18 protein-coding genes and 1 pseudogene are annotated in these 23,219 nt (G+C 34.9%); 11 read left to right on the plus strand and 8 right to left on the minus strand.

The window, feature by feature from the left end:
* Positions 1 to 318: 318 nt before the first annotated feature.
* A complete protein-coding gene (locus I7822_RS26770) occupies positions 319 to 1,113 on the minus strand; it encodes an HAD family hydrolase (protein ID WP_307847894.1) in 795 nt (264 codons plus the stop codon).
* 278 nt (positions 1,114 to 1,391) lie between these two features.
* On the opposite strand from I7822_RS26770, the gene I7822_RS26775 reads away from it, so the two are divergent.
* Positions 1,392 to 1,592 carry a cold-shock protein gene (locus I7822_RS26775; RefSeq protein WP_066325229.1) on the plus strand — a complete coding sequence of 67 codons (201 nt, stop codon included), beginning with the start codon at positions 1,392 to 1,394 and terminating at the stop codon, positions 1,590 to 1,592.
* A 394-nt stretch (positions 1,593 to 1,986) separates the two neighbouring features.
* Positions 1,987 to 2,397: a hypothetical protein gene (locus tag I7822_RS26780; RefSeq protein ID WP_207982108.1), complete on the plus strand. Its 411-nt coding sequence runs from the start codon at positions 1,987 to 1,989 to the stop codon at positions 2,395 to 2,397.
* Positions 2,398 to 2,565: 168 nt separating this feature from the next.
* Here the strand turns inward: I7822_RS26780 and I7822_RS26785 are convergent, their stop codons facing one another.
* The 4 genes from I7822_RS26785 to I7822_RS26800 form a co-directional block, all read right to left on the minus strand.
* Positions 2,566 to 2,820, minus strand: a complete 255-nt coding sequence (locus I7822_RS26785) for an SDR family oxidoreductase (protein ID WP_243459702.1) — start codon at positions 2,818 to 2,820, stop codon at positions 2,566 to 2,568.
* Entirely contained in the window at positions 2,798 to 3,586 is a 789-nt protein-coding gene (locus I7822_RS26790; protein ID WP_207982110.1) for an SDR family NAD(P)-dependent oxidoreductase, read from the minus strand. Before I7822_RS26790 ends, I7822_RS26785 begins: the two co-directional genes overlap by 23 nt.
* Positions 3,587 to 3,703: 117 nt before the next feature.
* Positions 3,704 to 4,354, minus strand: coding sequence for a GntR family transcriptional regulator (locus I7822_RS26795; protein WP_207982111.1), 651 nt, complete (start codon positions 4,352 to 4,354; stop codon positions 3,704 to 3,706).
* A gap of 173 nt (positions 4,355 to 4,527) precedes the next feature.
* Positions 4,528 to 6,363 carry a SpoIID/LytB domain-containing protein gene (locus I7822_RS26800; protein ID WP_207982112.1) on the minus strand — a complete coding sequence of 612 codons (1,836 nt, stop codon included), beginning with the start codon at positions 6,361 to 6,363 and terminating at the stop codon, positions 4,528 to 4,530.
* A 382-nt stretch (positions 6,364 to 6,745) separates the two neighbouring features.
* Here I7822_RS26800 and I7822_RS26805 point away from each other — a divergent pair, with 382 nt between their 5' ends.
* From I7822_RS26805 to I7822_RS26840, 8 genes and pseudogenes are all read left to right on the plus strand, one after another.
* The gene (locus I7822_RS26805) at positions 6,746 to 8,050 is read left to right on the plus strand and encodes an extracellular solute-binding protein (RefSeq protein WP_207982113.1); all 1,305 of its coding nucleotides are present in this window, start codon (positions 6,746 to 6,748) and stop codon (positions 8,048 to 8,050) included.
* A gap of 316 nt (positions 8,051 to 8,366) precedes the next feature.
* Positions 8,367 to 9,242 (plus strand): carbohydrate ABC transporter permease, encoded by an 876-nt coding sequence (locus tag I7822_RS26810; RefSeq protein ID WP_207982114.1) that lies wholly within the window; start codon positions 8,367 to 8,369, stop codon positions 9,240 to 9,242.
* Positions 9,243 to 9,264: 22 nt separating this feature from the next.
* On the plus strand, positions 9,265 to 10,149 hold the full coding sequence (locus I7822_RS26815; protein WP_243459703.1) for a carbohydrate ABC transporter permease: 885 nt from the start codon (positions 9,265 to 9,267) through the stop codon (positions 10,147 to 10,149).
* A 33-nt stretch (positions 10,150 to 10,182) separates the two neighbouring features.
* Entirely contained in the window at positions 10,183 to 11,946 is a 1,764-nt protein-coding gene (locus I7822_RS26820) for a sensor histidine kinase (protein ID WP_207982115.1), read from the plus strand.
* A gap of 11 nt (positions 11,947 to 11,957) precedes the next feature.
* Positions 11,958 to 13,490, plus strand: coding sequence for a response regulator transcription factor (locus tag I7822_RS26825; RefSeq protein ID WP_207982116.1), 1,533 nt, complete (start codon positions 11,958 to 11,960; stop codon positions 13,488 to 13,490).
* 22 nt (positions 13,491 to 13,512) lie between these two features.
* Positions 13,513 to 16,073: pseudogene (locus tag I7822_RS26830) on the plus strand (beta-mannosidase).
* Between the two features lie 68 nt (positions 16,074 to 16,141).
* The gene (gene uxuA, locus I7822_RS26835; protein ID WP_207982117.1) at positions 16,142 to 17,221 is read left to right on the plus strand and encodes a mannonate dehydratase; all 1,080 of its coding nucleotides are present in this window, start codon (positions 16,142 to 16,144) and stop codon (positions 17,219 to 17,221) included.
* 416 nt (positions 17,222 to 17,637) lie between these two features.
* Positions 17,638 to 18,822 (plus strand): MFS transporter, encoded by a 1,185-nt coding sequence (locus I7822_RS26840; protein WP_207982118.1) that lies wholly within the window; start codon positions 17,638 to 17,640, stop codon positions 18,820 to 18,822.
* 566 nt (positions 18,823 to 19,388) lie between these two features.
* Here I7822_RS26840 and I7822_RS26845 read toward each other — a convergent pair.
* The 3 genes from I7822_RS26845 to I7822_RS26855 form a co-directional block, all read right to left on the minus strand.
* Positions 19,389 to 20,372 carry a phosphotransferase enzyme family protein gene (locus I7822_RS26845; protein ID WP_207982119.1) on the minus strand — a complete coding sequence of 328 codons (984 nt, stop codon included), beginning with the start codon at positions 20,370 to 20,372 and terminating at the stop codon, positions 19,389 to 19,391.
* Between the two features lie 503 nt (positions 20,373 to 20,875).
* Positions 20,876 to 21,565, minus strand: a complete 690-nt coding sequence (locus I7822_RS26850) for an alpha/beta fold hydrolase (protein WP_207982136.1) — start codon at positions 21,563 to 21,565, stop codon at positions 20,876 to 20,878.
* A 193-nt stretch (positions 21,566 to 21,758) separates the two neighbouring features.
* Positions 21,759 to 22,697 (minus strand): magnesium transporter CorA family protein, encoded by a 939-nt coding sequence (locus tag I7822_RS26855; protein WP_207982120.1) that lies wholly within the window; start codon positions 22,695 to 22,697, stop codon positions 21,759 to 21,761.
* Between the two features lie 203 nt (positions 22,698 to 22,900).
* On the opposite strand from I7822_RS26855, the gene I7822_RS26860 reads away from it, so the two are divergent.
* Positions 22,901 to 23,170 carry a YbyB family protein gene (locus tag I7822_RS26860; protein WP_207982121.1) on the plus strand — a complete coding sequence of 90 codons (270 nt, stop codon included), beginning with the start codon at positions 22,901 to 22,903 and terminating at the stop codon, positions 23,168 to 23,170.
* Positions 23,171 to 23,219 lie beyond the last annotated feature (49 nt).

Here is a 23,219-nt window from a genome sequence, read left to right on the forward strand (position 1 = left end):
ATAAGGTGAGCATATGATTATTGTGGGTTTCTTCTCAAGCTGAATGTCCTATGACTAAGAAGGGCTAGGAGCTGCTGCTAGATAAGACGAAGTACTTTCTTTACGAGCCTAAACGTACGCTTGCGCTTTTGTTTTAGTATTTACATTAATGGAAAGGATATACAGTTATTTATAACTCATCATAATGTGTAGTGAAATTCCATCATTTTTACTTAATAAAAAACAGTGCAAATTCATATGCGATTTGCACTGTTTTTTATCGTTTTATATATGGCTGAAGAGAGCCAAATTTTATAAGAAGGGAGAGTTTTTCCTTAATTAGTTAACAAGGCCAAGCGATTTCAACCCATTATAAATACCAGAATCTGTTACTTTTGTTGTTTTGTGCTTTGCATATTGAAAGAGATCAGGGTGTCCATTTCCCATCGCAAAGCCCTCACCTACAAAGCTAAGCATTTCTTTATCATTCATTCCATCGCCAAATGCAATGGATGATTCTCTAGGAATCTGGAAGAGTTCAAGTATGTGCTGAATGGCAATACCTTTGTTGACAGTATCCCTGATCACGTCAAAACAATGACGTAATCCATCAACATTTACTTGTGATAAATGAATATTGTGATCGTTTTTTTCATAAAGAGCAGGTTCGTTTTCACTTAAATTAATTAAAGTAATACCGAGTATTTGATTAATTACATCTAATGAATAATGGTCATTTTTATGTAAATGAAATGCGTCAATAAACTCTTGTACAACAGTGCTTTCTAGATCTGAAAAGATATTTTTATCATGAGTGTACAAAACAAGCTCATGTCCGTTGTTTTTTGCAATGTCCACAAAGCTTTTAACCGAATTAGCGCTCATTGGTGACTTGAAAATATCCTTTCCTTGATGAATAGCATATGCACCATTATAGCCAATGAAGGATTGAATGTTTAGCTCTTCTGCAATATGATCAATTTCATGCAAGGGTCTACCAGTCGCGAGAAAAACCTCGATCCCTTTTTGCGTTACCTCAGCTACAGCTTGCTTCGTTGAATCTTCGATTGTATCATCAGGTTTTAAAATGGTTCCATCAATGTCTAGAAATAAAATTTTATAGTTAGTCATCATCTTCTCCAGCTCTTTATTATTTGTATAAAGAAATTTTATCATAGAAAATACCATTAGTGGAAGTTTCCAGACTTTTGGAATGTGTTTTTAGGGAATTAGAAGGGTCATTCCCTTGAGTTTTGTGTTGTTTCTAAAAAGAATTTTATTAAAGCTAACCGTGCTTTTACAAAAATAAAAAAATTTTTATCAAATTTAGGTTTATTATGTTTCCTGGCGGGTATAATAGTAATCGAAATTATCATCAAACGTGTTTTGATTGATTTAGGAGGAAATTGTTAATGGCACAAGGAAAAGTAAAATGGTTTAATTCAGAAAAAGGTTTTGGATTTATTGAAGTTGAAGGTGGAGAAGATGTATTTGTTCACTTTTCTTCAATTCAAGGAGAAGGTTACAAAAGCTTAGATGAAGGTCAGGAAGTTTCTTTTGATATTGAGCAAGGAAACAGAGGACCACAAGCTGCGAACGTTCAAAAAATATAAAACCAAATGAACCATACAGACAGGCCCTCATAAAAGGGCCTGTTTTTGTATGTCCATTTTTAAAAGGGGAAAGACAAAAGGGCTGACTCAAGATATGAGCCAGCCCTCAGTGGAGAATCCATCTACAAAACAGGTATTGAAAAAGGTTTATTCACATTATACCCCCATTAGTTTTGACTTATACAAATGGTTTATTTAATAATTTTGTATTGTAAATGTGGTTATATGTTCAATTTATACTTTAATAAATTGGTAAAGTGCGTTAAGTTTGGCAGCTGTTCCATTAATGGCAATTCGATTATAGTGTTTCCTAAAGAACATTATTTGCAAGTAATTATTTATAGCCCCTTAGAATAGGTTGTACTATGTAGAGTTATTGAATGGGGGCAAGAAAATGAAGATAGTTGATCAATTAAAGGAATTTATCGTTAATCAAGATGTGATTCCAAAATCAATTAAAATTCATCCAGATGCAATTTCTGAACTAGAAGCTGAAAAGTTTGTTTATATGATAAATAACAGTTCGGCAAACCCAGTGAAACGTTTTATGGGAATCGAGCTTATTCCAGCAGAAGATGTAGTGGGCTTCAACATTGTTGAAAAAGAGGATAAAAGCGAACGCTGGATTGTAAAAAAAGAAGTAAAAAAAATAAGAGAAAAATATATCCATGATGATGGGGAATTATCTAAAGATATTAGCTTACTATTTGCTTACCTAGGGTACTTAGAACGAGAACTTGAGGATAAAACAAACTTTCTAAACTATATAAGAGAGAAAGAAGCATTAAACACAGCGGATGAGTAAAGCTAGAGAATGGATAGAAAATTAAGCAAACAAGTCTTGTTACGTCCAGGGTTTGATTTTATTTGTGAAATGGGTTTGACTGAAATACTAAGCTAAGTGTATATAACAGAGGAAAAAAACCCTTGAATCAAATAATAAACTGGATTCAAGGGTTAATTATTTGTACATTTAGCCTTTAAAGCTTAAGAAACCATCATCTACTGGAATAACTTTTCCGTTTATTGCATCTGCGTTTGCAGAGAAAAGGAAGGTAACTACATCAGCTACTTTTTCAGGTTGAATTAATTTCTTTCTCATATGTTGATTAGCCAATTTTTCAAGAAATTCTTTGTCGTCCCCAATAATTGGTGTTTCAATAAAACCTGGTGCAATACCAACAACTCTTATTCCATACCTTTTCTTAAAGTAACATTGAACCGCCATCAACGACAAATTCTTGTCCAACAACATGTTGAGATAGATCAGAAACTAGATACATCATAACGTTTGTTATGTCTTGTGGCTCTGCATAACGACCATCAGGTGTTGTTTCTTCCATTCTTTTTCTAGCTGCTTCTGCTACTTCAGCATTTCCTTGACCATAGCCGCTTTCAATTGAACGCATCATCGCTGTATTTACAACACCTGGTAAAACAGCATTAACACGCACACCATGAGGAGCTGCTTCGACACCAGCCGTTTTTGTCATGCCAACTACAGCGTGTTTACTCGCACCATATGCAATAAGGCTAGGAGTTGCTTGTAGACCTGCAACAGAGGCTGTATTTACAATCGCGCCGCTCTTTTGTTCAATCATGTACGGCAGTACATATTTCATTCCTAAAAAGACACCACGTACATTGATTGCCATAACTTTGTCGAATATTTCGGTTGGGTAATCAACCAGCGGTGTGATTTTACCTTCCCAGCCAGCATTGTTTAAGAAAATATCAATTTTTCCATAAGTATCAATCGTTTCTTGAACATACCCTTTAATATCTTCTTCATTTGATACGTCAGCTTTAACGAATGTTGCTTCTCCACCTTTTTCTCTGATCTGGTTCACTGTTTCTTTACCTAGTTCTTCAGAAAGGTCGACGACGATTACTTTGGCACCGTTTTCAGAAAGCATTAAAGACGCTGAACGACCGATACCGCCACCTCCACCAGTAACGATGGCAATTTTATTAGAAAAATCAAACTTTTGCATAAAAACGTCCCCCTCATAATATAAAGATGTAAATTCAATAAGGATTACTCCAAGGTACGTTTAAATAATATCATGTAAAATGTCGATTGTCGACAATTTGCACGAAGCACTAGAGGCTTATTTTACCCCTAGCTTTAATGTATTAAAAATCGCTGTTTTTGCTTCATTAAATTGTGAATTGATTATCGCTTCACAAAAATAACTCAATTCTTTATGGAAGGACTCCATTGTTTTCTCGTTCCACTGTGATTGGGCAAAAACTCTGAGTATATGACCTGCTTCCTCATAAAATCTAAGTAATGCTTTATTTTCAGCGACAATGAAAAGATATCTAAATAGCTGTTCAGCTATTAATTGATAGTTAATTACATTTTTCTGTTCACATTCATAGGTTGCTTTAACCAAGTAATCATGTAAATTCTTAATCTGTTCCTCTTGCCACTTTTGCTTGGAGAATTCAACTGCAGCTTGAATTAAGCCAATCATGGCGTCGTTGTATTCAACAATATCAAGATGAGTAAAAGATTTTACAACCGTTCCTCTGCGTGGTATCCTCTCAACAATTCCATCCACTTGTAACAAATAAAGTGCCTCTCGAACAGGTGCACGGCTAGTATTCAATTCCTTAGAAATTTCATCTTCCAAAATCCTATCCCCAGCCTTTAATTCACCTTCGATAATCTTCTTTAAAATTTGTTTTGCAATTTGTTGTGGTAAAGATTCACCGAATCCAAAACGATCAGTTGGATTGGAAAAGTTTTCTAACATAGTTAAGCACTCCATATACTAATAAATTGTCATAGTAATACTCAGTATACATTAATTTCTAGTAGATTTCCTATTAAGTATCCCTTCAGTTGCAATAAAAAGGTGGCATCACTTTATAAGTGAGCCACCTTTTCATCGCATACAAGTTAGTAGGTAGTACCTGTATATTAAATTTATTTTACATATTTTACAGGAACGTAGCCATACGACTTTCCGTATTTAACTTTATGCCAAGAAGCACTTGTGGATACAATTGTTATAGTTTGTTTTTTCTTTAATGAACCGATGACCTTCCCTTTTGATGAGGCAGTAGCAAGGACATTTAATTTTGTTGCTGTTACTTGTCCAGTTTTTAGTCTCACAGCTTTAGCTGGAGCAGGTATTTTAACTGAAAAGGATGGCAATGTTGATGAACGATTGTTGCTGCCATCTACTGCGATAATTCCTGCGTAATATATTCCATTAGGAAGTTTTGAAAAGTCATATTGCTTTTGAATAATTCCTGCTTTTGTGGAAGTATCTTTAGTTAAATAGGTAAGAAGCTTACCTTGCGCATTTTTAATATAAACAGTTACCTTTGCTGTTTCATCAATTTTAAATGTAAGGGATGCCTTCTTTTTCGAATTGTCCACAGAGATCTTCACTTGGCTAATGATAGGTGCTTTTTTGTCGGGTATTTGCTTTTTGACTGGAGTTTTTGGTTGTGGTGACTTGTTTACAGGTACTTGCACCACAGGTTTTTCTGTATTCACCGATTTTGGGGCTTCAGTAATCGGTACAATTTCAGTAATTTGTTCTCTTCCAGTATATTCTTTTACAAGGCTTGCACCTTCATAGTAAAAACTTAAAATCTCACGGTATGATTGTCCCGCATCTGCGCGGTTTTTTGCCCCCCATTGACTTAGTCCAACACCATGTCCATCACCAAGCCCTGAGATTGTAATGCTTTCAGGTGTTTCATTCGTTTTTGAAATAAGATAACTTAGAATTACGCGATTTCCAATCATAGCTCGAATTCGAGAAGCAGTTGTGTTTTTGTATTCGACCTTTTGTAAAATAAGCTCGCCATTTTGATTAACAACATCTTTAACAAAAAATTCAATAGAAATATCACCTTTTGACATGCGTCCGCCTGATGTTGGTGTGTGTAAAGATACCGTTGGAACAGACACAATTTTAAGGTCTTTTCCAGCATAACCATTTTGTTTTAACCAAGCTGTCATTGTTGTTGTTAGAGAGCTATCTGTTTCTTTTGTTTGGTTCCACCATAATGATGAGTTTTTTAAATCTAACGAGGATGTATCGATCTGCTGCTTATTTATCGATAATGTCCAAGGTGTTTTAACATCAAAAGGATCTTCCTTTATTGGAAGATATGAAAGGGCTGTACTACCCCAGGCATTTGTATTAGATTCTGTTTTACCGCCGTTGCTTGCTGAAAATACAGTACTAATTAAACGCCCATTCAGTTTTAATACTTCACCAATTGTTTCATCGACGGCAGCTGTACTGTTAGGATGCCATGCATAGCCACCATAAACTTGGTAGTTGATAGTGTCATCAATTACTTTAGAAAGATAACCTGCTGCATATGAACGAGCAGCAATCGCTTGAGCTTTAAGTGCTTCTTTATTCCAGCTTGCCATCATTTCAAAAGGGACAACACCTTTTAAATAATCCTCAAAATAGACGGTATTAATCGGTCTAATATATTTAGAATTTTCAGCGATAAATTGAAATGTACCTAAATAAGGACGGTTATTAATCGAAAGGTAATTTGTATAGGCAACAGGTGAAAGCTCTAACTTATCAACTGTTGTTAATTTAGTAGAACCATCAAATAATGAAATTTTTCCATTTTCCACCTTTGCTATATATGTTATTCCGTCTAGTAAACGAATATTTTGATTTGTAATAAGATATTCACCATGAATTTTTAAAGAAAGCTGTGTTTGATTTCCGATATAATTAACTAGCTTGACTTGAATTTTTGGTTCAGTAGCTATCATTGCAAATGTTTTAGTAAGAGGTAAACTCGAAATTAATAGAAATATAGCTATGAAAACAAAAAAATATTTTTTCAGGATGCATTCCCCTTTATCGATAGAATCATAACTTCATATGGATGATACAGCACATGATAGGTTGTCATCAATAGGATAAAAAAGGGAAAAATAGAATGGTGATTTTATTAGAATGATCAAGTCTTTCTTTATTGAAAATCTGTATGTTACTAGATTAAATGTTGATTTTATATTTAAAGATCAGTTTTTTAATTTTGTGTGAAAATTTAGGATAGTTTCTTAAAATTTTGGGATTATCTATCTTTCAGAAAGCGTTTACAATTAATTTGTACGAATGATACAAACAGTTCATAGGGGGTAAGGAATTATGAAAAGTCTCAAAATAAAAGCTTTAGTTATTCTCATGATCATGGTTTTATCCATCATGACAGCATGTTCTGGGAATAGTAATGAAAAGTCTTCGGGTAGTTCAAAGGAAAATGGGGAAAAGATTGAATTAACTTTTTGGAACATCTGGACTGAGCCATCACCTCAAAATGAAGCAAGTTTGAAACAAGTAGAAAAATTTATGGAGGAACATCCAAATATCGTCATTAAGCAACAAAACATACCACATGATCAGTTTAAGGTGAAAGTGAAAACACAAGCGGCTGGTCAACAGCTTCCAGACTTAATTCAAGTATTCCCAGGTGCAGAATTAACACCATTAGTTGATGGTGAACTGATTCAACCGATCGATGATATTTTAAGCCATTGGGATGGTTTAATTAATGAAGGAATGTTAGGTGATTATAAGGTTGGGGATAAGCAATATGCTTTACCAGCTAACGTTACACCTACTAGCCTTGTCTATTACAACAAATCCATGCTAGCTGAACTAGGTTATGATGAGTTCCCAAAAACATATGAAGAATTAAAAACATTAATAACTAAAATACAGGATAAAGATATCATTCCGATTGCACTTGGAAATAAAGCACAGTGGGTATTACAGTCTAGTTATATCTCAACAATTGGTGATCGGATGACTGGCAGTGATTTCTTAACTTCTGTTTTAAATGGAGAAAAGAAATTTACGGATGAAAGATTTGTTAAAGCAGTTGGAGTAATTAAAGAATTAGCAGATATGAAAGCGTTTAATGAAGATTTTAACTCCATAGACAATATTCAGCATCGAGACCTATTTGTATTAGATGAAGCAGCAATGATGATTGATGGAGCATGGTCACTTGGACCATTATTAGAAGCAATGGAAGATGATAAAAATCTTGGTATTGCTCCATTCCCAGCCATTGAAGGTGGAGACGGAAATCCAGAGGCTGTTTCCGCAGTAACTGGTACAGGGATTTCTTTAAATAGCAAGCTTGAAGGTGAAAAATTAGAAGCTGCACAGGAATTTTTAAAAAGCTTTTATGATGAAGAGTATTATTCAGATTTAATGAAAGCTGATATTTTAGTTGCAGCTGACATTGAAGCCCCAGAGGGTGTAAGTGACGCATTAAAAGAGGTATCTGAAATCGTTAGTAAACAAACGTCACCTGTTTACGATGCAACTATACCGGTAGATGTAACAGATGTGATCAATTCCGGACTTCAAGAAGTATCGATTGGAACTCTGACACCTGAAGAGCTAGCTGAAAAGCTCCAAGCAGCAGTGGATAAACAGAAATAAAAAACAAGATAAGGAAATCAAGTTGTCGTTATACTTGATTTCCTTCTTTTTAAAAGATTGGCTCTGTTAAAGCTCACTGTTGATTGGAACGAATACGTGAGACTCCTGCTGAAGGCTCCGCCCGCAGCGGAAATCAACAACCAAGTTTAACAGAGCCAAAAACATAAGAAAGATACGTTATATGCACTAAGTGTTCGTGTCTAACTTCAGCGCCTAGTTCCTCTCAGGTCTACAGCACTCGTGAAATTTAAGATTCATGAGCGTCTTAAGCTTGGCTAATCAAGGTGCTTGCGCTTTTCTTAAAGGAGGGAATTTCATGCATCTATTAAGTCGAAATAAATGGCCAGCTATTATCGGGTTAGCTCCTGCTTTCATCATATATGTATTGTTTGCGATTATCCCAATTATTATCTCTTTCTATTATTCTGTCATGGAGTGGGATGGATTTACCGAAATGAGGTTTATTGGATTAGGTAACTTTAAAGAGGCTTTATCTGATCCGATTTTTTGGCTAGCTCTGAAAAATAATCTGTTTGTTGTCGTGGCGTCTGTTTTTGGTCAGGTTCCAATCGCGTTATTTTTTGCCCTTTTGTTAAACAGAAAAATGAAGGGTGGAAAATTATTTCGAACAATTGGCTTCATGCCTGTCGTTATTTCAACAGTCATTATCTCTTTAGTATGGGGTATGATGTATAACTCTAGACGAGGGCTGTTTAACCAGATGCTTGAAGCAGTTGGTTTAGAAAACTTAACCCAAAACTGGCTAGGTGATCCAAAATGGGCGATGATTTCCGTTTGTATCACAATGATTTGGCAGTTTGTTGGTTTATATTTAATTATCTTCTTAGCTGCATTGCAAAATATTCCACAAGAGTTGTATGAGGCTGCTGAGATTGATGGTGCTTCTGGATTTAAACGAACATTGCATATCACTCTCCCGATGATGAGAGAAACAATCATTGTCGCTGTTATTTTATGTATTAGTGGAAGCTTGCGTACGTTTGATTTAATTTACGTCATGACAGCTGGGGGACCGGGCCATTCAACAGAGGTTTTAGCTATGTATATGTTTGATCAAACATTCTCTTCCACACGATATGGATACGGAAGTACGTTATCTTTATTTATCTTCTTCTTTAGCTTAGGGCTCGTCTATTTATCAACACTCATTCTAAGAAGAAAATCCGAGTAGAAAATGAGGGGAGGAGTTTCTCATGCCACAAACCATGATGAATAACCAGAGAAATATTAGTGTCGAAGATCGAACGTTGAAGGCGAAAAAGGTTTCAAAAAAGACGATTATCTATCTTCTGCTAGGTGTATATGCTTTAATAAATGCTTATCCAATTCTGTGGATGTTCCTAAATTCATTTAAAGACAATATGGATTTTGCGAAAAATCCTTTTGGATTACCGGTGCAATGGATGTTTGAAAATTATAAAACTGCTTGGGAGACGGCAAGACTTGATACGTATTTTTTAAATAGTGTCATTGTATCTGTTGCAGCAGTTATTATCACAGTATTTGCAGGCTCTCTAGCATCTTATTTTCTTGCTCGTTTTACGTATAAGTGGGGAAAGGCAATGTATGGTTTCTTTGTATTTGGAATGCTAATACCGATCCATGCAACATTAGTACCCATGTTTATACTAATGAAAAATATCGGATTATTAAACACACATATCGGCTTAATTTTACCCTATATTGCCTTTAATTTACCGATTACGATCTTTATATTAGTAAGTTTCATGAGGGCTTTTCCAAGTGATATTGAAGAGTCTGCAATTATGGACGGATGTGGAGTATTTCGGATTTTTTGGTCAATCATTCTCCCGATGACAAAGCCTGCAATTGCAACGGTTGTCATTTTGAATTTTATTCATAACTGGAATGAGTTTTCATTTGCACTAGTTCTTATTAATGATGAAGCACTTAAAACCCTTCCATTAGGGCTAGCTAATTTTGCTGGACAGTTTACAACAAATTATGGTGCACAAATGGCAGGGCTTACAATCGCGATCATTCCAACCATTATCATCTATATGCTTTTAGAAGAACATCTCGTTAAGGGGATGACAGCTGGTGCAGTAAAAGGGTAATCTAATAGAAAACAAGTATAAGAGGAAGATTGTATGAAACAGCTCCTGTTCTTTTCTAATTGGAAACTCATTTGGAAATTTTTATTTATATTTATTGTCTTAATAATTGTCCCAATGCTGGCATTTAGTTTGTTTATTAATTCCAAAGCCAATCATGCTATCCAGCTTCAAGCAATTGATAATACGAAAAGTCATCTGGAGAAAACCGGAAAGAATCTGTCTGCTGTTCTACAGGATATCGAGGATATTTCTTCTTATATGATTTATAGTGAGGATTTTGGAAGTTTTTTTAATACTAGCAATACACCTGAAAATAGAATCACATTAAATAATATTGAAGATAGAATTAATGGTTATTCCGTTTTTCATCTCAATTCAAAGCCATACATGGACTCAATTACAATAGAAAGTATGAAAGAGAATCGGTTTCATATAGGCCCCCCTCTAATTCTATCTGATGAAGGAGTTTGGAAAAGTAAAGCCATTGTCCTAAAGGGTATGGTGCAATGGAGTGGGGCATATACCGTTACTGACTATTGGGATAGAAAAAACAAGGTGATAAGCTTGTTTCGAGTCATAAATGATATCAATAATGTGTCTAGCCCAATTGGCTTGGTTACGATCCGGCTTGATGCTAGTAAGTTATATGATTTAATCGAAACGAATTCACGCGGGAAAAAACAAATGTTTGTCTTAGATGAAAATAACGATGTTGTTCTTCATTATAATCAAAAATACATTGGAAAGAAATATCCTGATAAAGCTCTCTTGGCATCTATCAAAAAAATTGATGATCAGGAAGGGGCTATTAATTATAAGAAGAGTGGAGAAGAATTTACTGTTGTAACACAGCCATTAACTGGTACGAATTTATCACTCGTTGCTTTAGTTGACAAGGAATCTGTTGCAGAAGGATTAACAGGTCTACAAGCATCGATTAAATTGATGATCATAGTATTAACTTTATTAGGAATACTCGCAATGATTGGCTTTTATCATTTTAATATTAAGCGCATTCTTTATTTAACAAACCAGACTCAACGAGTTGAAAAAGGAGATTTTTTTGCTAAGGTTCCTGATATGTCAAGTGATGAAATTGGCCTATTAGGTTTTAGGTTTAATCAAATGGTTGACCGAATAAGATTTCTAATCGATAGTAAATATAAAATGGAAATTAGTAATAGAGAATCCGAATTAAAATTATTGCAAAGCCAAATCAATCCCCATTTTCTTTATAACACACTTGATATGATTCGCTGGACAGCTAGACTTGAACATGCAATGGAAACGAGCAAATTAATTGAACAGCTATCAAAAATGTTCCGAATTAGTTTAAATCGTGGCAATCACTGGATTTCTCTGAAGGATGAACTAACCTATAGCCAAATATATTTAGAGCTGCAAAAAGGTAGGTTGGGAAATCATTTAACATTTACTTTTTATTGTGATCATGAGGTACTGAAAGCAAAAGTATTAAAACAAATGATACAGCCCCTCATTGAAAACAGCATTCATCATGGATTTGAAAATTTTCGTACTTCGAGGCATATCTATATTCGTTGTTTTCAAGAAGCGTCACAGGTCATTATTGATGTGATTGATAATGGGAAAGGATTTCCAAGTCAAGATTTTCAGCAGAATATAAAAAATGGATACGCCCTGAGTAATATACAAGATCGGTTATATTTAGCATTCGGAGATGATGCGCAAATTTCGATCATTCCAAAGGACTCCCCTGGAGCATGGGTCAGAGTTATGATTCCTTATCAAGAAAACGGCTTGGATAAAAAGGTGTAGGTGATTACAACATGAAGCTAAAACTGTTAATCGTAGACGATGAACCAATCATTTGCCAAGGGTTGAAAATGACAGTACCATGGGATGAGTTTTGTGTAGAAGTGGTTGGTGAAGCATACGATGGTGAAGAAGCACTTAGCATATTAGAGGAGACTCATGTTGATATCATTATAACGGATGTAAACATGCCTGTAATGGACGGATTAGAGCTAGCAGAGAAGGTTGCAAATCGCTTCCAGCACATTCGCATGATTATCATTAGTGGGTTTGATGAGTTTGAATATGCAAAACGTGCAATAAGGTTGGGAGTAAGCGATTACTTATTAAAGCCAGTAGATATTGATGAACTTATGAACCTTGTTAAAGTGATCCAAAAAGAAATGGAAAAGGAAAGAGATAAAGCATCGATTTTCAGTATGAAGCAACTGCTTTCTTCAATTGTAATGGGGCAGGAAGTGGATATAAAGGTCAACCTAAAAGACAATAATTTCAACGGATATCAGTTTCTTTGTAGTGAAATAGACCATTATGATTCGACAATCATGCAAGTAAATGAAGATGATCGAAAACTTTTAAAACAGAGATGGAAATCCAAAATAAGTGAGGAGCTGAGAATGAAGGGCTTAATGTCTGTATCACTATTTTTGGATGAAAATCGCTTACTAACCTGTTGTAAAAGGATGAACGATCTAAGTGATTTTAATGAACTCTTTCATGAGGTCGTTGAAAGAGTTAGTAACCAAATAGGGTTTAGTATCAGTGGATGCTATTCGTCAATAGAAAAAGAGCCAAATGATATTTTGAAATCCTATCAGCTTGTAACTGAAGGAATAGAAATAGTTCATTGTATAGCTGAAAAGGTGTATCACGCTAAAAAACTACCAACACATATAACTGATCTTGAAATAGCAAGGTTTGAAAAACGTTTGAGCCAAATGCTAAGTGATGAACACCCAGAAATTCAAAAGATTATTGATGATCTTTTTGCTCATTTTGAGAAAAATCAAATGTGTCTATTGAACGATGTTGTTAATGTACTAAAAAAGCTAGAAAAGAAATTATTTACTAATCTACCGGAATACCAGTATGTAAGATTTTCGGAAAACGTTAATTTAACAATCTATAATTCTTATAAAGCAATTAAGAGCCTATTTATGAAAGACATTGAAGATTACATTCGCTTTCAATCTACAACACAAGGCGGTCAACATTGGCTAATCATGAAAGCGGTTAACTATATAAAAGAGAACTATGCTAGTGATCTAAAAGCATCTGAAGTAGCAAATGTAATTAATGTTTCTCCAAATTACTTTAGCCAACTTATAAAACAAGAGACAGGTACTCATTTTAACGATTTTTTACATGATGTTCGTCTAAATCAAGCAAAAGTCTTGTTAAAAGAAACACCTTTTCGTGTATTTGAGATTGCTGAAATGGTTGGATACAAGGATTATAAATATTTTGTTCATATTTTCAAAAAAAGTACTACGATTACCCCTACTAAGTACCGGAAAATAGTAACTGATTTCAATGGTGAAAGCTAACTGAGGATTGGAGGACAAACGAATGAAATGTTTAAAAGAATGGAAATTGCAGTGGTTCGAACCAAGAGAAAAAAATCCATTGGAAATTGCTTCCCCTAACTATATTGATCATTTTTGGATGACAGCAAAAGTACCAGGGGATGTACATTCAACATTACTTGCGAAAAAATTAATTGAAGATCCTTATGTTGGTCATAATGATTTACAATGTCGTTGGGTTGAAGAAAAAGAATGGTGGTACCGAACGACGTTTGTTTGGAACGAAGATCTAATGGAACAAGAATATATAGAGTTACTCTTTGAGGGTCTGGATACATTTGCTACTGTTTATTTGAACGGGATTGAGATCGGCAGTACAGAAAATATGTTCATAGAGCATCTGTTTACTATTACAAGTGAGCTTAAAAAAGGGAAAATACGTTAGCAGTTAAATTCGATCCCTTGCATATTCATATTAGTCAGAAGGAAAGAAATTACTGGTGTAGCTATGGGAAAGAAAGAATTTGGACAAGAAAAGCTGCAATGAATTTTGGCTGGGATTGGGGTCCGCGTTTAGTTACAGCAGGGATTTGGAAAGATGTTACCATTAAAAAAAGAAAGAAAGCAAAGATTGAAAGTGTCTTTGCAAAAACAACTAAACTTACTAAAGAAAAAGCCATCGTGACTGTAGAGGTTGAAGTTGATAAACAATATCTACTTCGAGATTTATTAACCTTGGAGATTGAGCTCCGTTCTAATGAAACTTCCGTTAAGGAACTAGTTAATGTGAGGAATAGAACTGGTTTGGCAACTATAGAAGTGGAAAATCCAGAGCTTTGGTGGACACATGATTTAGGTGACCCTCACTTGTATCAACTAATGGTTATATTAAAGGATGAAAAAAATCAAAAATTGGATGAGTATGATCAAAAGTTTGGAATACGAGAGGTTAAAGTAGAACAAAAACATGAAAATGGTGAGAATTTATTTGCATTTAACCTGAATGGCGTACGTATATTTGCAAAAGGAGCAAATTGGATACCTGTTCATAATTTTATTGGGGCGGCTGAAGATAGTAGATATTCAAAATTATTGGAATTAGCTAAGGATTCTCATATGAATATGATGAGAATTTGGGGTGGAGGCATTTATGAAAAGGATGTATTCTATCAAGAATGTGACCGACTTGGGATTCTGGTCTGGCAAGACTTTATGTTTGCGAATGCATTATATCCTGATTACAACAGAAACTTTATGGAAAATGTCCGTGATGAAGTAACGAAGGTGATCAAGCGTTTAAGAGGTTATACCTCACTAGCAATTTGGTGTGGAAATAATGAAATTGATTGGATTTATGATCGTAAAAGCTCTGATGGAGAAATTACAACACCGTTTTATGGTGAGAAAATTTATCATAACCTGATCCCGGAAATTCTTGAGGAACTTGATCAAACACGTTTGTATTGGCCGAGTTCACCATTTGGCACAGAGGGTGAAAATGATCTTGACTCAGAGGCTGTGGGTGACAAGCATAACTGGCAAGTATGGCATGGGAATGTCGAGCCGAGAAAAATAGGCGAGCCAGTTATCCAAGATATTTCCCTTGAAGGAGTATCATTTAAGAATTATAAAAAGGATTACACACGATTTTCTAGTGAATTTGGTATGCATGCATCTTCAAACAGATATACATTGTCTAAACATATTCCAGAAGGTGAATTTTATTGGAAGAGCGATGAAATGTCCTATCGGAACAAGGACCATTTCCATGAAAAAGGAATACTCCTCATGGAAGGTTTCACAGGCATCCCGTCGAATATAGAAGAATACATGAATTATTCAATGCTAACACAGGCAGAGGGATTAAAGTATGGTATCGAACACTACCGTCGAAATAAGCCATTCACTAGTGGGGCGCTGATTTGGCAGCATAATGATTGCTGGCCAGGAACAAGCTGGTCATTAATTGATTATGAATTATTGCCAAAGGCTTCTTTCTATTATGCAAAGAAATTTTTTGATCCAGTTATGGCGTCGTTAGATCATGATCCTGGTAAACCGCTGAAATTATTTATTATTAACGACAGGCTTGAAGCGATAGAAGATACGTTAGTGATCGAGGTTGTCACCTTCAAAGGAGAACAACTTTTCAAAAGAGCAATTAGCTACTATGTAGATGAAAATGCTGTAAAGGAAATAGCAATTTTTACAGAAGAGCAACTATTAAATGGATTTAATCAAGCAGAAGTTGTTGTTCGCTTGTACTCAGAAACTGGAGTTTTTCAGGATGACCTATATTATTTAAGAGATTTTAAAGATATTGTTTATCCTACAGTTGAATTACAAATTGAATTAAATCATCATGAAAACATCATTACGATAAAATCAGATGTTCTTGCCCGTCTTGTAAAATTAGATATTTTACAAGGTGAAGTTCAATGTTCAGATAACTTCTTTGATTTATCTCCAGGTGAAACAAAATCAATTCAATTACGTCATTTGGAAGACAAGGAAATAGATTTAGAGAAGATAATCATTACTGCAATTAATAGTGAACAAATAATAAATAATAGTTCAATTAAAGAGATGCTTTTGTCAAGATAATCTAGGAGATTTATTATGGATACAAGTTAACTCATAGTCTCCTACTTTATAAATAAGGAGGTACAAGCATGAGAATGGGCTTTCGGTGGTTTGGTGAAGGAAACGATACGATATCTTTACAGGATATTAAACAGATCCCTGGGACAGAAGGAATTGTATGGGCTCTTCATGACATCCCAGTTGGTGAAGAATGGCCAATGGAGAAAATTTTAGAAGTAAAAGAACAAGCAGATAGCTTTAACCTTAACATTGATGTAGTGGAAAGTGTCAATATCCATGAAGATATAAAACTCGGCTTACCAACAAGAGATACTTACATTCAAAACTATATTACAACCATTGAAAGACTAGCTGCTGTGGGAGTAAAGGTTATTTGCTATAATTTTATGCCGATTTTTGACTGGTTTAGAGTAGATTTATATAAACCATTAAGTGATGGTTCTACAGCTTTATTTTATGAACATGCAAAGGTAAAGGATATCGATCCATTTGAACTTGTAAACCAAAATGCAAACAATTTGGAATATAAAATGCCAGGGTGGGAGCCAGAAAGATTAAAAGATTTGTCTAATCTTTTTGAAGCCTATAAAAACGTCTCAGAAGAAAAACTTTGGAACAATCTTGCGTACTTTTTAGAGTCAGTTATCCCTGTAGCAGAAAAACATGATATAAAAATGGCGATTCATCCGGATGATCCACCATGGTCTATTTTTGGTCTTCCAAGGATTATTACGAATAAAGAAAATATCCGTAAGCATCTAAATTTAGTTGACAGCCCTTACAACGGAGTTACACTATGCAGTGGCTCTCTAGGTGCTAATCCGAGTAATAATATACCTGAAATGATCAAGGAATTTGCAGATAGAATCCCATTTGCACATATTCGAAATATAAAAGTATTTGAGAATGGTGATTTTGTTGAAACCTCTCATCGTACATGTGATGGGTCAGTTGATATAACTGAAATTGTAAAAGCTTATCATGAAGTTGGTTTCACTGGATATGTCAGACCTGATCATGGTAGACATATTTGGGGAGAAAAATGCCGACCTGGCTACGGGCTTTATGATCGTGCTTTAGGAATCATGTATCTTTGGGGAATATGGGATACCTTAGAAAGAATGAAGGAATCAAGATATAGTAATTGAATAAGAGGTTGTTAACTGAATTGAAAAGACACTAGCTGAAAATGCAACATTTCCTAGTGTCTTTTTATATGTTATGCTTTTTATCAAAGATAAGTATACGGTTACTTTTTAAAAGGCTCTTTCTAAAAGATTGTTGTTTTTTATAGTTTCTTGAACAAAAAACTTTTAGGTTGATTGGAGCGGATTGCGAGACTCCTGCGGGAACAGCGGGTCATGTGAGACTCATGCAGGCGATAACGCCGAGGAGGCGCTCACCGCACGCCCCGCGGAAAGCGAGCATCTCTCAATGCAATTAACTACACCGCATTACTTGGTAAATAGCAACAAAGTTTGCGAAAACAAGCCTAATTTAATTAAGCCTTACAGTAGAATGACAAATTATTACTATATTATTTAAACTCGAAGGAAGTTTTCATATGTTAACAAAATATCCGCTTTTCCCTTTAAGGCTGTTTATGTTTTTTATTAGTGCCATTTCCTCTATGGTGATTAGCTTTTTTCCAATTTACTTTCAGGACAAAGGACTTACGAGTTCACAAATAGGTTGGTTTTTAGCTATTGGCCCTTTTGTTGGTCTTATTGCTCAACCAATATGGGGATATACGAGCGATAAATACAAAACAGTCAAAAAAGTACTGTTTGTTTGCTTACTTGGCTTAGTTGCTAGTGTGATTTGGTTGTTTCAAATCGATTCATTTCACTGGGTACTTATTGTAGGGTCAGTATTTTTCTTCTTTTTCTCACCAATTATTCCCCTTGCAGACAATCTTGGGAAAAGACTATCTCAGCTTCATACTGTAACATTTGGTTCCATTCGAATGTGGGGATCAATTGGTTTTGCTTTAATTTCACTTTTTAGCGGGTTCTTACTTTCTAAGTTTGGCATAGGGTTTTTAGTCATTCCGATTACAGTGTTTGCAATTATAACATGTTTGCTAGCATTGCTATTATCTGATGCTAAAGCAGGAAATAAAAAAGTAAACTATAAAAATATCGGTCTTTTATTTAAGGATCCAACACTATTAGCCTTCTTTTTCTTGATTTCACTTATAATGCTTACACATAGGACTAGTGACTCCTTTATTAGCTTGTATTTATTTGATCTAGGTGGAAATGAAATGTTTGTGGGCTGGATTTGGTTCATTGGTGTTTCAAGTGAGGCGTTATTATTCTTTTTAAGCAGCAAGTGGTTTAGATCTTCTAGTCCGATTATTTATATGATCATCGCTGGGTTTCTATACAGTGTTCGTTGGATTTTAACTGCCTTTGTAGAGGATCCAACCATGCTATTATCTATCCAAATCCTCCATGGAATTTGCTTTGCTATTGCCTTTTTAGGTGCACTTGAGTATTTGTATAAAGCCATTCCAGAAGAATTGCAGGCAACGGGACACATGGTATTTGTTGGGATCTCCTTTGGAATAACCGGAATTATCGGATCATCGATCGGTGGTATTGTGTTTGAAAATTATGGGGGGACAACCTTATATCTATTATTAGCGGGATCCGCTTTTACAGGAATGCTTGGGTTTATTCTGTTTTATATGAAAGATAGAAAAGCAGGATTAAAGCAGATGAAAGGTATAGAGGGAGCTAGTTAGACTGAGAGTGACTAAAAAGGTGAATTGCAAGACCTAGCGATTTTAATTTTATTTACATGCTTTTGGGAATTATTTTATGGAATAAAGCTAAGCTTTTACTATATTTAGAAGTATGAAATCTAAAACGTTTATTATGGAAATGAATGCTCAAACTGAAAGAGCAAGTTTTGAAAAAATTTGGCTGTTTTCGCAAACTTTGTTGCTATTTACCAAGTAATGCGGTCTGGTTGATTGCAGCGAGAGATGCTCGCTTTCCGCGGGGCGGGCGGTGAGCCTCCTCGGTGTAAACGCCTGTGGGTCTCACCTGTCCCGCTACTCCCGGAGGAGTCTCGCAATCCGTTCCAATCAACTTGAATTAGTTTTTGTTTTAAAAGCAACAATCTCTTAGAAAAAAGCCAAAAATTTGATCAAAACTTGCTCTAGTCTGGGTAGTATCAGTATTAATCTTATTAGGTTCTTACTATAAAAAATCCCAAACTATCAGTGATCCAAAGAGGATTTAATTAGTCATCGATTCCTCGCTATTCTTCAATATGATTTGAATCTCTATCGGTAAGTTTCAAATCTTAAATTTCCATTCCAAAGTACTGAGTTTCATTCTTCATGATCATTCTCAATTTCGCTCTCAAACTTACTAACCATTCAGGTTCATTTTCCCACTTTTCTTCTACTGATCTTAATATACGAACATAACCGTATAAATTGGCAAAACGTTTGCAAGCTGGTACTAAAAACATTTCATCATCAGAAATTTCATATTCAGTACGATATCCATTCATAAAACACTGTTTTTTTTGCTGAAACATTTCAGCTGGAATACAATCTTGTAAGCTTTCTAGTGCTTGCTCAATATCCATCACATACCAGTGATACATAGCATCGTCAAAATCAATAACGTTACAAGATTTGGATACTTCATCAAAGAAAACATTATCATATTCAAAATCATAATGAATCAATCCAAAATTGCTTTTTGTAATAGGAATAGAGTCAAAATAATCTTTTAATAACTTAGTTTCCGTCAAAGCCAATTTTTCATGTGGAAAATCAACTAGAATAGTATCAATCCAATTTAACACATCATTATATGACCAGCGCTTGTGTTTAGTAGGTTCATACTGATTAGATAACTGATGAAGTTTTCCTAATGCTTTTCCATGACTGAAAATGACGCTATCACTTAAGTCTGTCATGCTAATCTGTTTACCTGCTACACGTTTGAATACAGAAGCAAAGTATTCACCCCATGGAGTTTTTGCTTCGACAAGTTCCTCTCCATTTTTTGCTACAACCGTTTCTAAAACACCATACTGCTTAGAACGCAGGTAAGAAATAAACTCAAGCTCTGCTAGAATATTTTCTCGGTTCTTTTCTGTAATTGGAGAGAATCTTAAAAGTTGTGTCTTACTTAGGGCTTGAAATGGATAAATAGCATTTGAAGATATTCTATAATACTTAAACATATCAATAGATTCTTTATCAAATTCCCAATTTCCCAACAACATTTCTGCTAAATCCCCATTGTTAAAAAGATATTTTAATTTCAACATTAACAGACAACTCCTCATTATCTTTTTTGTTAATTAAATCTCTTCTCTCTGGAAATTAAACATAAATTAGCTAAGGCGTTCGTTAATTTAATCCAACAAAAAAACCACAGGATCTTTTAAATAACCCTTTGGCTCAGAATGTTTAATTCATAATAACAAAAAAAGCCTGTGCTTAATTGCCCAAGCTCTAAACATAGGTTAAATCAATTGACTAATTTAATCCGTATGAGTGAGAAGCAATAAAATTTAATTTCCAAGGTTAACTTCATGAAATTTGTCATTACGTTTTCTCACTCCCTTCTGTTATATTATGTAGATTATACTAAATTATCCCATAGAAGTAAATTACTTCTTTGGATGACTGAACGTAGCCTAGATATTTTTATTAACTATATATCATTCCTTTTCTTAGGCCAATATTATAAAGAAAGGCACAATTTCTACTGCAGAATGGCGCCTTTTTGTTTCATATGAATTAGGGTAACGTGAAAGCGTACGGAAACTCACGAATTAAGAAAACCGTTTACGGCAGCTAAGAAGGCTCGTAAATTAGCATCATGCACAAAGTGCCCAGCATCCTTTATCGTTACCATTTCGCAATTCGGAATAAGCTCAGAAACTTCCTTTAATTTATTTTGAGGAATATGACTTGCCCCACCGCCTATAATTAAAGTCGGCATGCTAATGGCGGTCAGAAGCGTCCACCATTCGGGATTGGGTTCATTAAGTTGTCGTAAAATAGAAGGCACAACCAGCCAATCAAACGGAAGGGGATCAGAAGGCTGTGATGGAACTTCGATCGGCTTATCCGGAAAGGGAGGAGGAGTGTCTTCAACAATCAATCGCTCTACCTTTGACGGGAATTTCTCCGAGAAAAGATAGGATACTGTTCCCCCCATGGAATGACCAATTAGTGTAAATTTTTCCAAATTCAATGCATTCGCAAAATGAAGCAAGTCATCACACATCAGTTCAAAACTATATGTACTAGTTCTTGCACTCCCACCGTGACCCCGTTGATCTAAAGCTAAAACGTGATATTTTTCGCTTAAAACAGAAGCCACATGATCCCATGATTCTGCACTTTTTCCTAGCGCGTGAAGTGCAACAAGCGGCGGTGCAGAAGGTTCCCCACTCTCACGATATTGAAAAGTCAGTCCATTCAATTCAATTTGATTCACTCGTGTTTCGATCTCTGATCATCTCCTAGAATGGGTTTAGTCATTTGACACCCTATTTATTTAACGTCCATATATATATATTTCAGCGAGTGAGTGAATATTTCCTTTTTAAAACTTTCACCACAGTGGTTGAATATTCCCTGCTCATCTTCAATAATAGGGCATAGTTGTTCATTGAAATGGGTGCCAGCCCTTTTTCCTCACCCTATTTGAAAAATGCCCCTTTTTTCTTCCCTTTTAAAAGGTCACCTGTCCATCCTTTCATTTTAAGATACACATACACAGAAACCATCGAGATTGTCATTATTAATAGGGAAACAAAGTATCCGTATTTCCATTCTAGTTCAGGCATAAATTTAAAATTCATTCCCCAAAGGGCACCCCATGCCATAACAGGAGTGAATATAGCCGTCATTACAGTTAATGTTTTCATTATTTCATTTCCACGATGTGAAGAAATAACTTCTTCTAAATTAATAATTGAATCAACCTCATGCTCATATTCATTAATTAAATAAAGCGCTCTTTTTATCCGTTTATCCGTACGCATAAATATTTTATTATTATGTATTACATCAAGATAAATTTCTTCTATTGCCATGATCAGCTCATTTATCGGTATAAGCAAATTACTCCAAACAAGTAGCTCATGCCGTCGTTTATAAATTTTTTCGAGAATACTCGTTTTATTCTTATTGTGAATTCCCCATACAAGTTCCCGTAGCTCTCCTTCAAAAACGTCAATTTTTACTAAATACTCAGCAAGTATTTCCTTTAAAATCAGTAAGAAGCCGTCAATAGAATTTTTCGAATTACGTATATGACGTAGCATTTGTTCAATATCACTATTTTTAAAGAGAGACAGGTCTAAGTCTACTGTAATAAATGTTTCTGTCGTTAGATAAAAATGAAAAATCTTATATTCACGTTCATCATTGAAATTTTGGTCGTAAACGAGCGCTCCTTTAAGGAGATAATACTCGTCGTTGATTAGTTCAATTTTTATGGAATTTGATTTGTTGCTTTTAATCTCACTCAGCCATTCTCTTATGAATTGGCTCTCATCAACATTAATAGATTGCTGCATTTTCTTCACATCATCGCTACTGTTGAATCTATGCCACTTCCAGTTTTTTTGTTCCATTTGAGTCCCTACTTATGATAAGATTTGTTGTTCTTTTTACAAGATAATGCCCGTTTTCTCTATCTTTAAAACCTTTCACTTTTTTATAGAAAAATGTTTTACTAGATTTGAAAAGGGTATGTAAGATAAATAATTACACCTGTAAAATGGTCATGACTTTAAAAGTTGTTTCACAAGATCCTATTTAATGAGGAGTGATTGTTATGAAACGTACAATTGGGATTAAATCTATTATGGCAGTTGGAATGGGAACATCTATTGTGCTTTGGGTCTCATCAAAACCAAATAGAATAAAAGTGGAAAATACTTTACGGGAATGGAAGCGTAAGGTAAAGCCTTCAGCAATTGATAATTGTGAAAGTCTTCCAGTAGAAAAAGGAGGCAATCCACATCCATATGATCTAGAGGATAATAATATGGTGAGTGAAGGTGCTATGTACTCTGTGAAATTTTACAATGAGAAGAAGCAGTAATGATCTGTTAAATAGTTGGTTGGGATGCTAATAATCCCAGCCAATTTTT

Source organism: Metabacillus bambusae (genome assembly GCF_017497975.1).
Classification (GTDB): domain Bacteria; phylum Bacillota; class Bacilli; order Bacillales; family Bacillaceae; genus Metabacillus; species Metabacillus bambusae.

What these genes read in the sequence shown, in the direction of transcription:
- I7822_RS26770 (WP_307847894.1), bottom strand. Translation starts at nt 1,113, where the DNA reads ATGATGACTAACTATAAAATTTTATTTCTAGACATTGATGGAACCATT.
- I7822_RS26775 (WP_066325229.1), top strand. Translation starts at nt 1,392, where the DNA reads ATGGCACAAGGAAAAGTAAAATGGTTTAATTCAGAAAAAGGTTTTGGA.
- I7822_RS26780 (WP_207982108.1), top strand. Translation starts at nt 1,987, where the DNA reads ATGAAGATAGTTGATCAATTAAAGGAATTTATCGTTAATCAAGATGTG.
- I7822_RS26785 (WP_243459702.1), bottom strand. Translation starts at nt 2,820, where the DNA reads ATGGCGGTTCAATGTTACTTTAAGAAAAGGTATGGAATAAGAGTTGTT.
- I7822_RS26790 (WP_207982110.1), bottom strand. Translation starts at nt 3,586, where the DNA reads ATGCAAAAGTTTGATTTTTCTAATAAAATTGCCATCGTTACTGGTGGA.
- I7822_RS26795 (WP_207982111.1), bottom strand. Translation starts at nt 4,354, where the DNA reads ATGTTAGAAAACTTTTCCAATCCAACTGATCGTTTTGGATTCGGTGAA.
- I7822_RS26800 (WP_207982112.1), bottom strand. Translation starts at nt 6,363, where the DNA reads ATGATAGCTACTGAACCAAAAATTCAAGTCAAGCTAGTTAATTATATC.
- I7822_RS26805 (WP_207982113.1), top strand. Translation starts at nt 6,746, where the DNA reads ATGAAAAGTCTCAAAATAAAAGCTTTAGTTATTCTCATGATCATGGTT.
- I7822_RS26810 (WP_207982114.1), top strand. Translation starts at nt 8,367, where the DNA reads ATGCATCTATTAAGTCGAAATAAATGGCCAGCTATTATCGGGTTAGCT.
- I7822_RS26815 (WP_243459703.1), top strand. Translation starts at nt 9,265, where the DNA reads ATGCCACAAACCATGATGAATAACCAGAGAAATATTAGTGTCGAAGAT.
- I7822_RS26820 (WP_207982115.1), top strand. Translation starts at nt 10,183, where the DNA reads ATGAAACAGCTCCTGTTCTTTTCTAATTGGAAACTCATTTGGAAATTT.
- I7822_RS26825 (WP_207982116.1), top strand. Translation starts at nt 11,958, where the DNA reads ATGAAGCTAAAACTGTTAATCGTAGACGATGAACCAATCATTTGCCAA.
- uxuA (WP_207982117.1), top strand. Translation starts at nt 16,142, where the DNA reads ATGAGAATGGGCTTTCGGTGGTTTGGTGAAGGAAACGATACGATATCT.
- I7822_RS26840 (WP_207982118.1), top strand. Translation starts at nt 17,638, where the DNA reads ATGTTAACAAAATATCCGCTTTTCCCTTTAAGGCTGTTTATGTTTTTT.
- I7822_RS26845 (WP_207982119.1), bottom strand. Translation starts at nt 20,372, where the DNA reads ATGTTGAAATTAAAATATCTTTTTAACAATGGGGATTTAGCAGAAATG.
- I7822_RS26855 (WP_207982120.1), bottom strand. Translation starts at nt 22,697, where the DNA reads ATGGAACAAAAAAACTGGAAGTGGCATAGATTCAACAGTAGCGATGAT.
- I7822_RS26860 (WP_207982121.1), top strand. Translation starts at nt 22,901, where the DNA reads ATGAAACGTACAATTGGGATTAAATCTATTATGGCAGTTGGAATGGGA.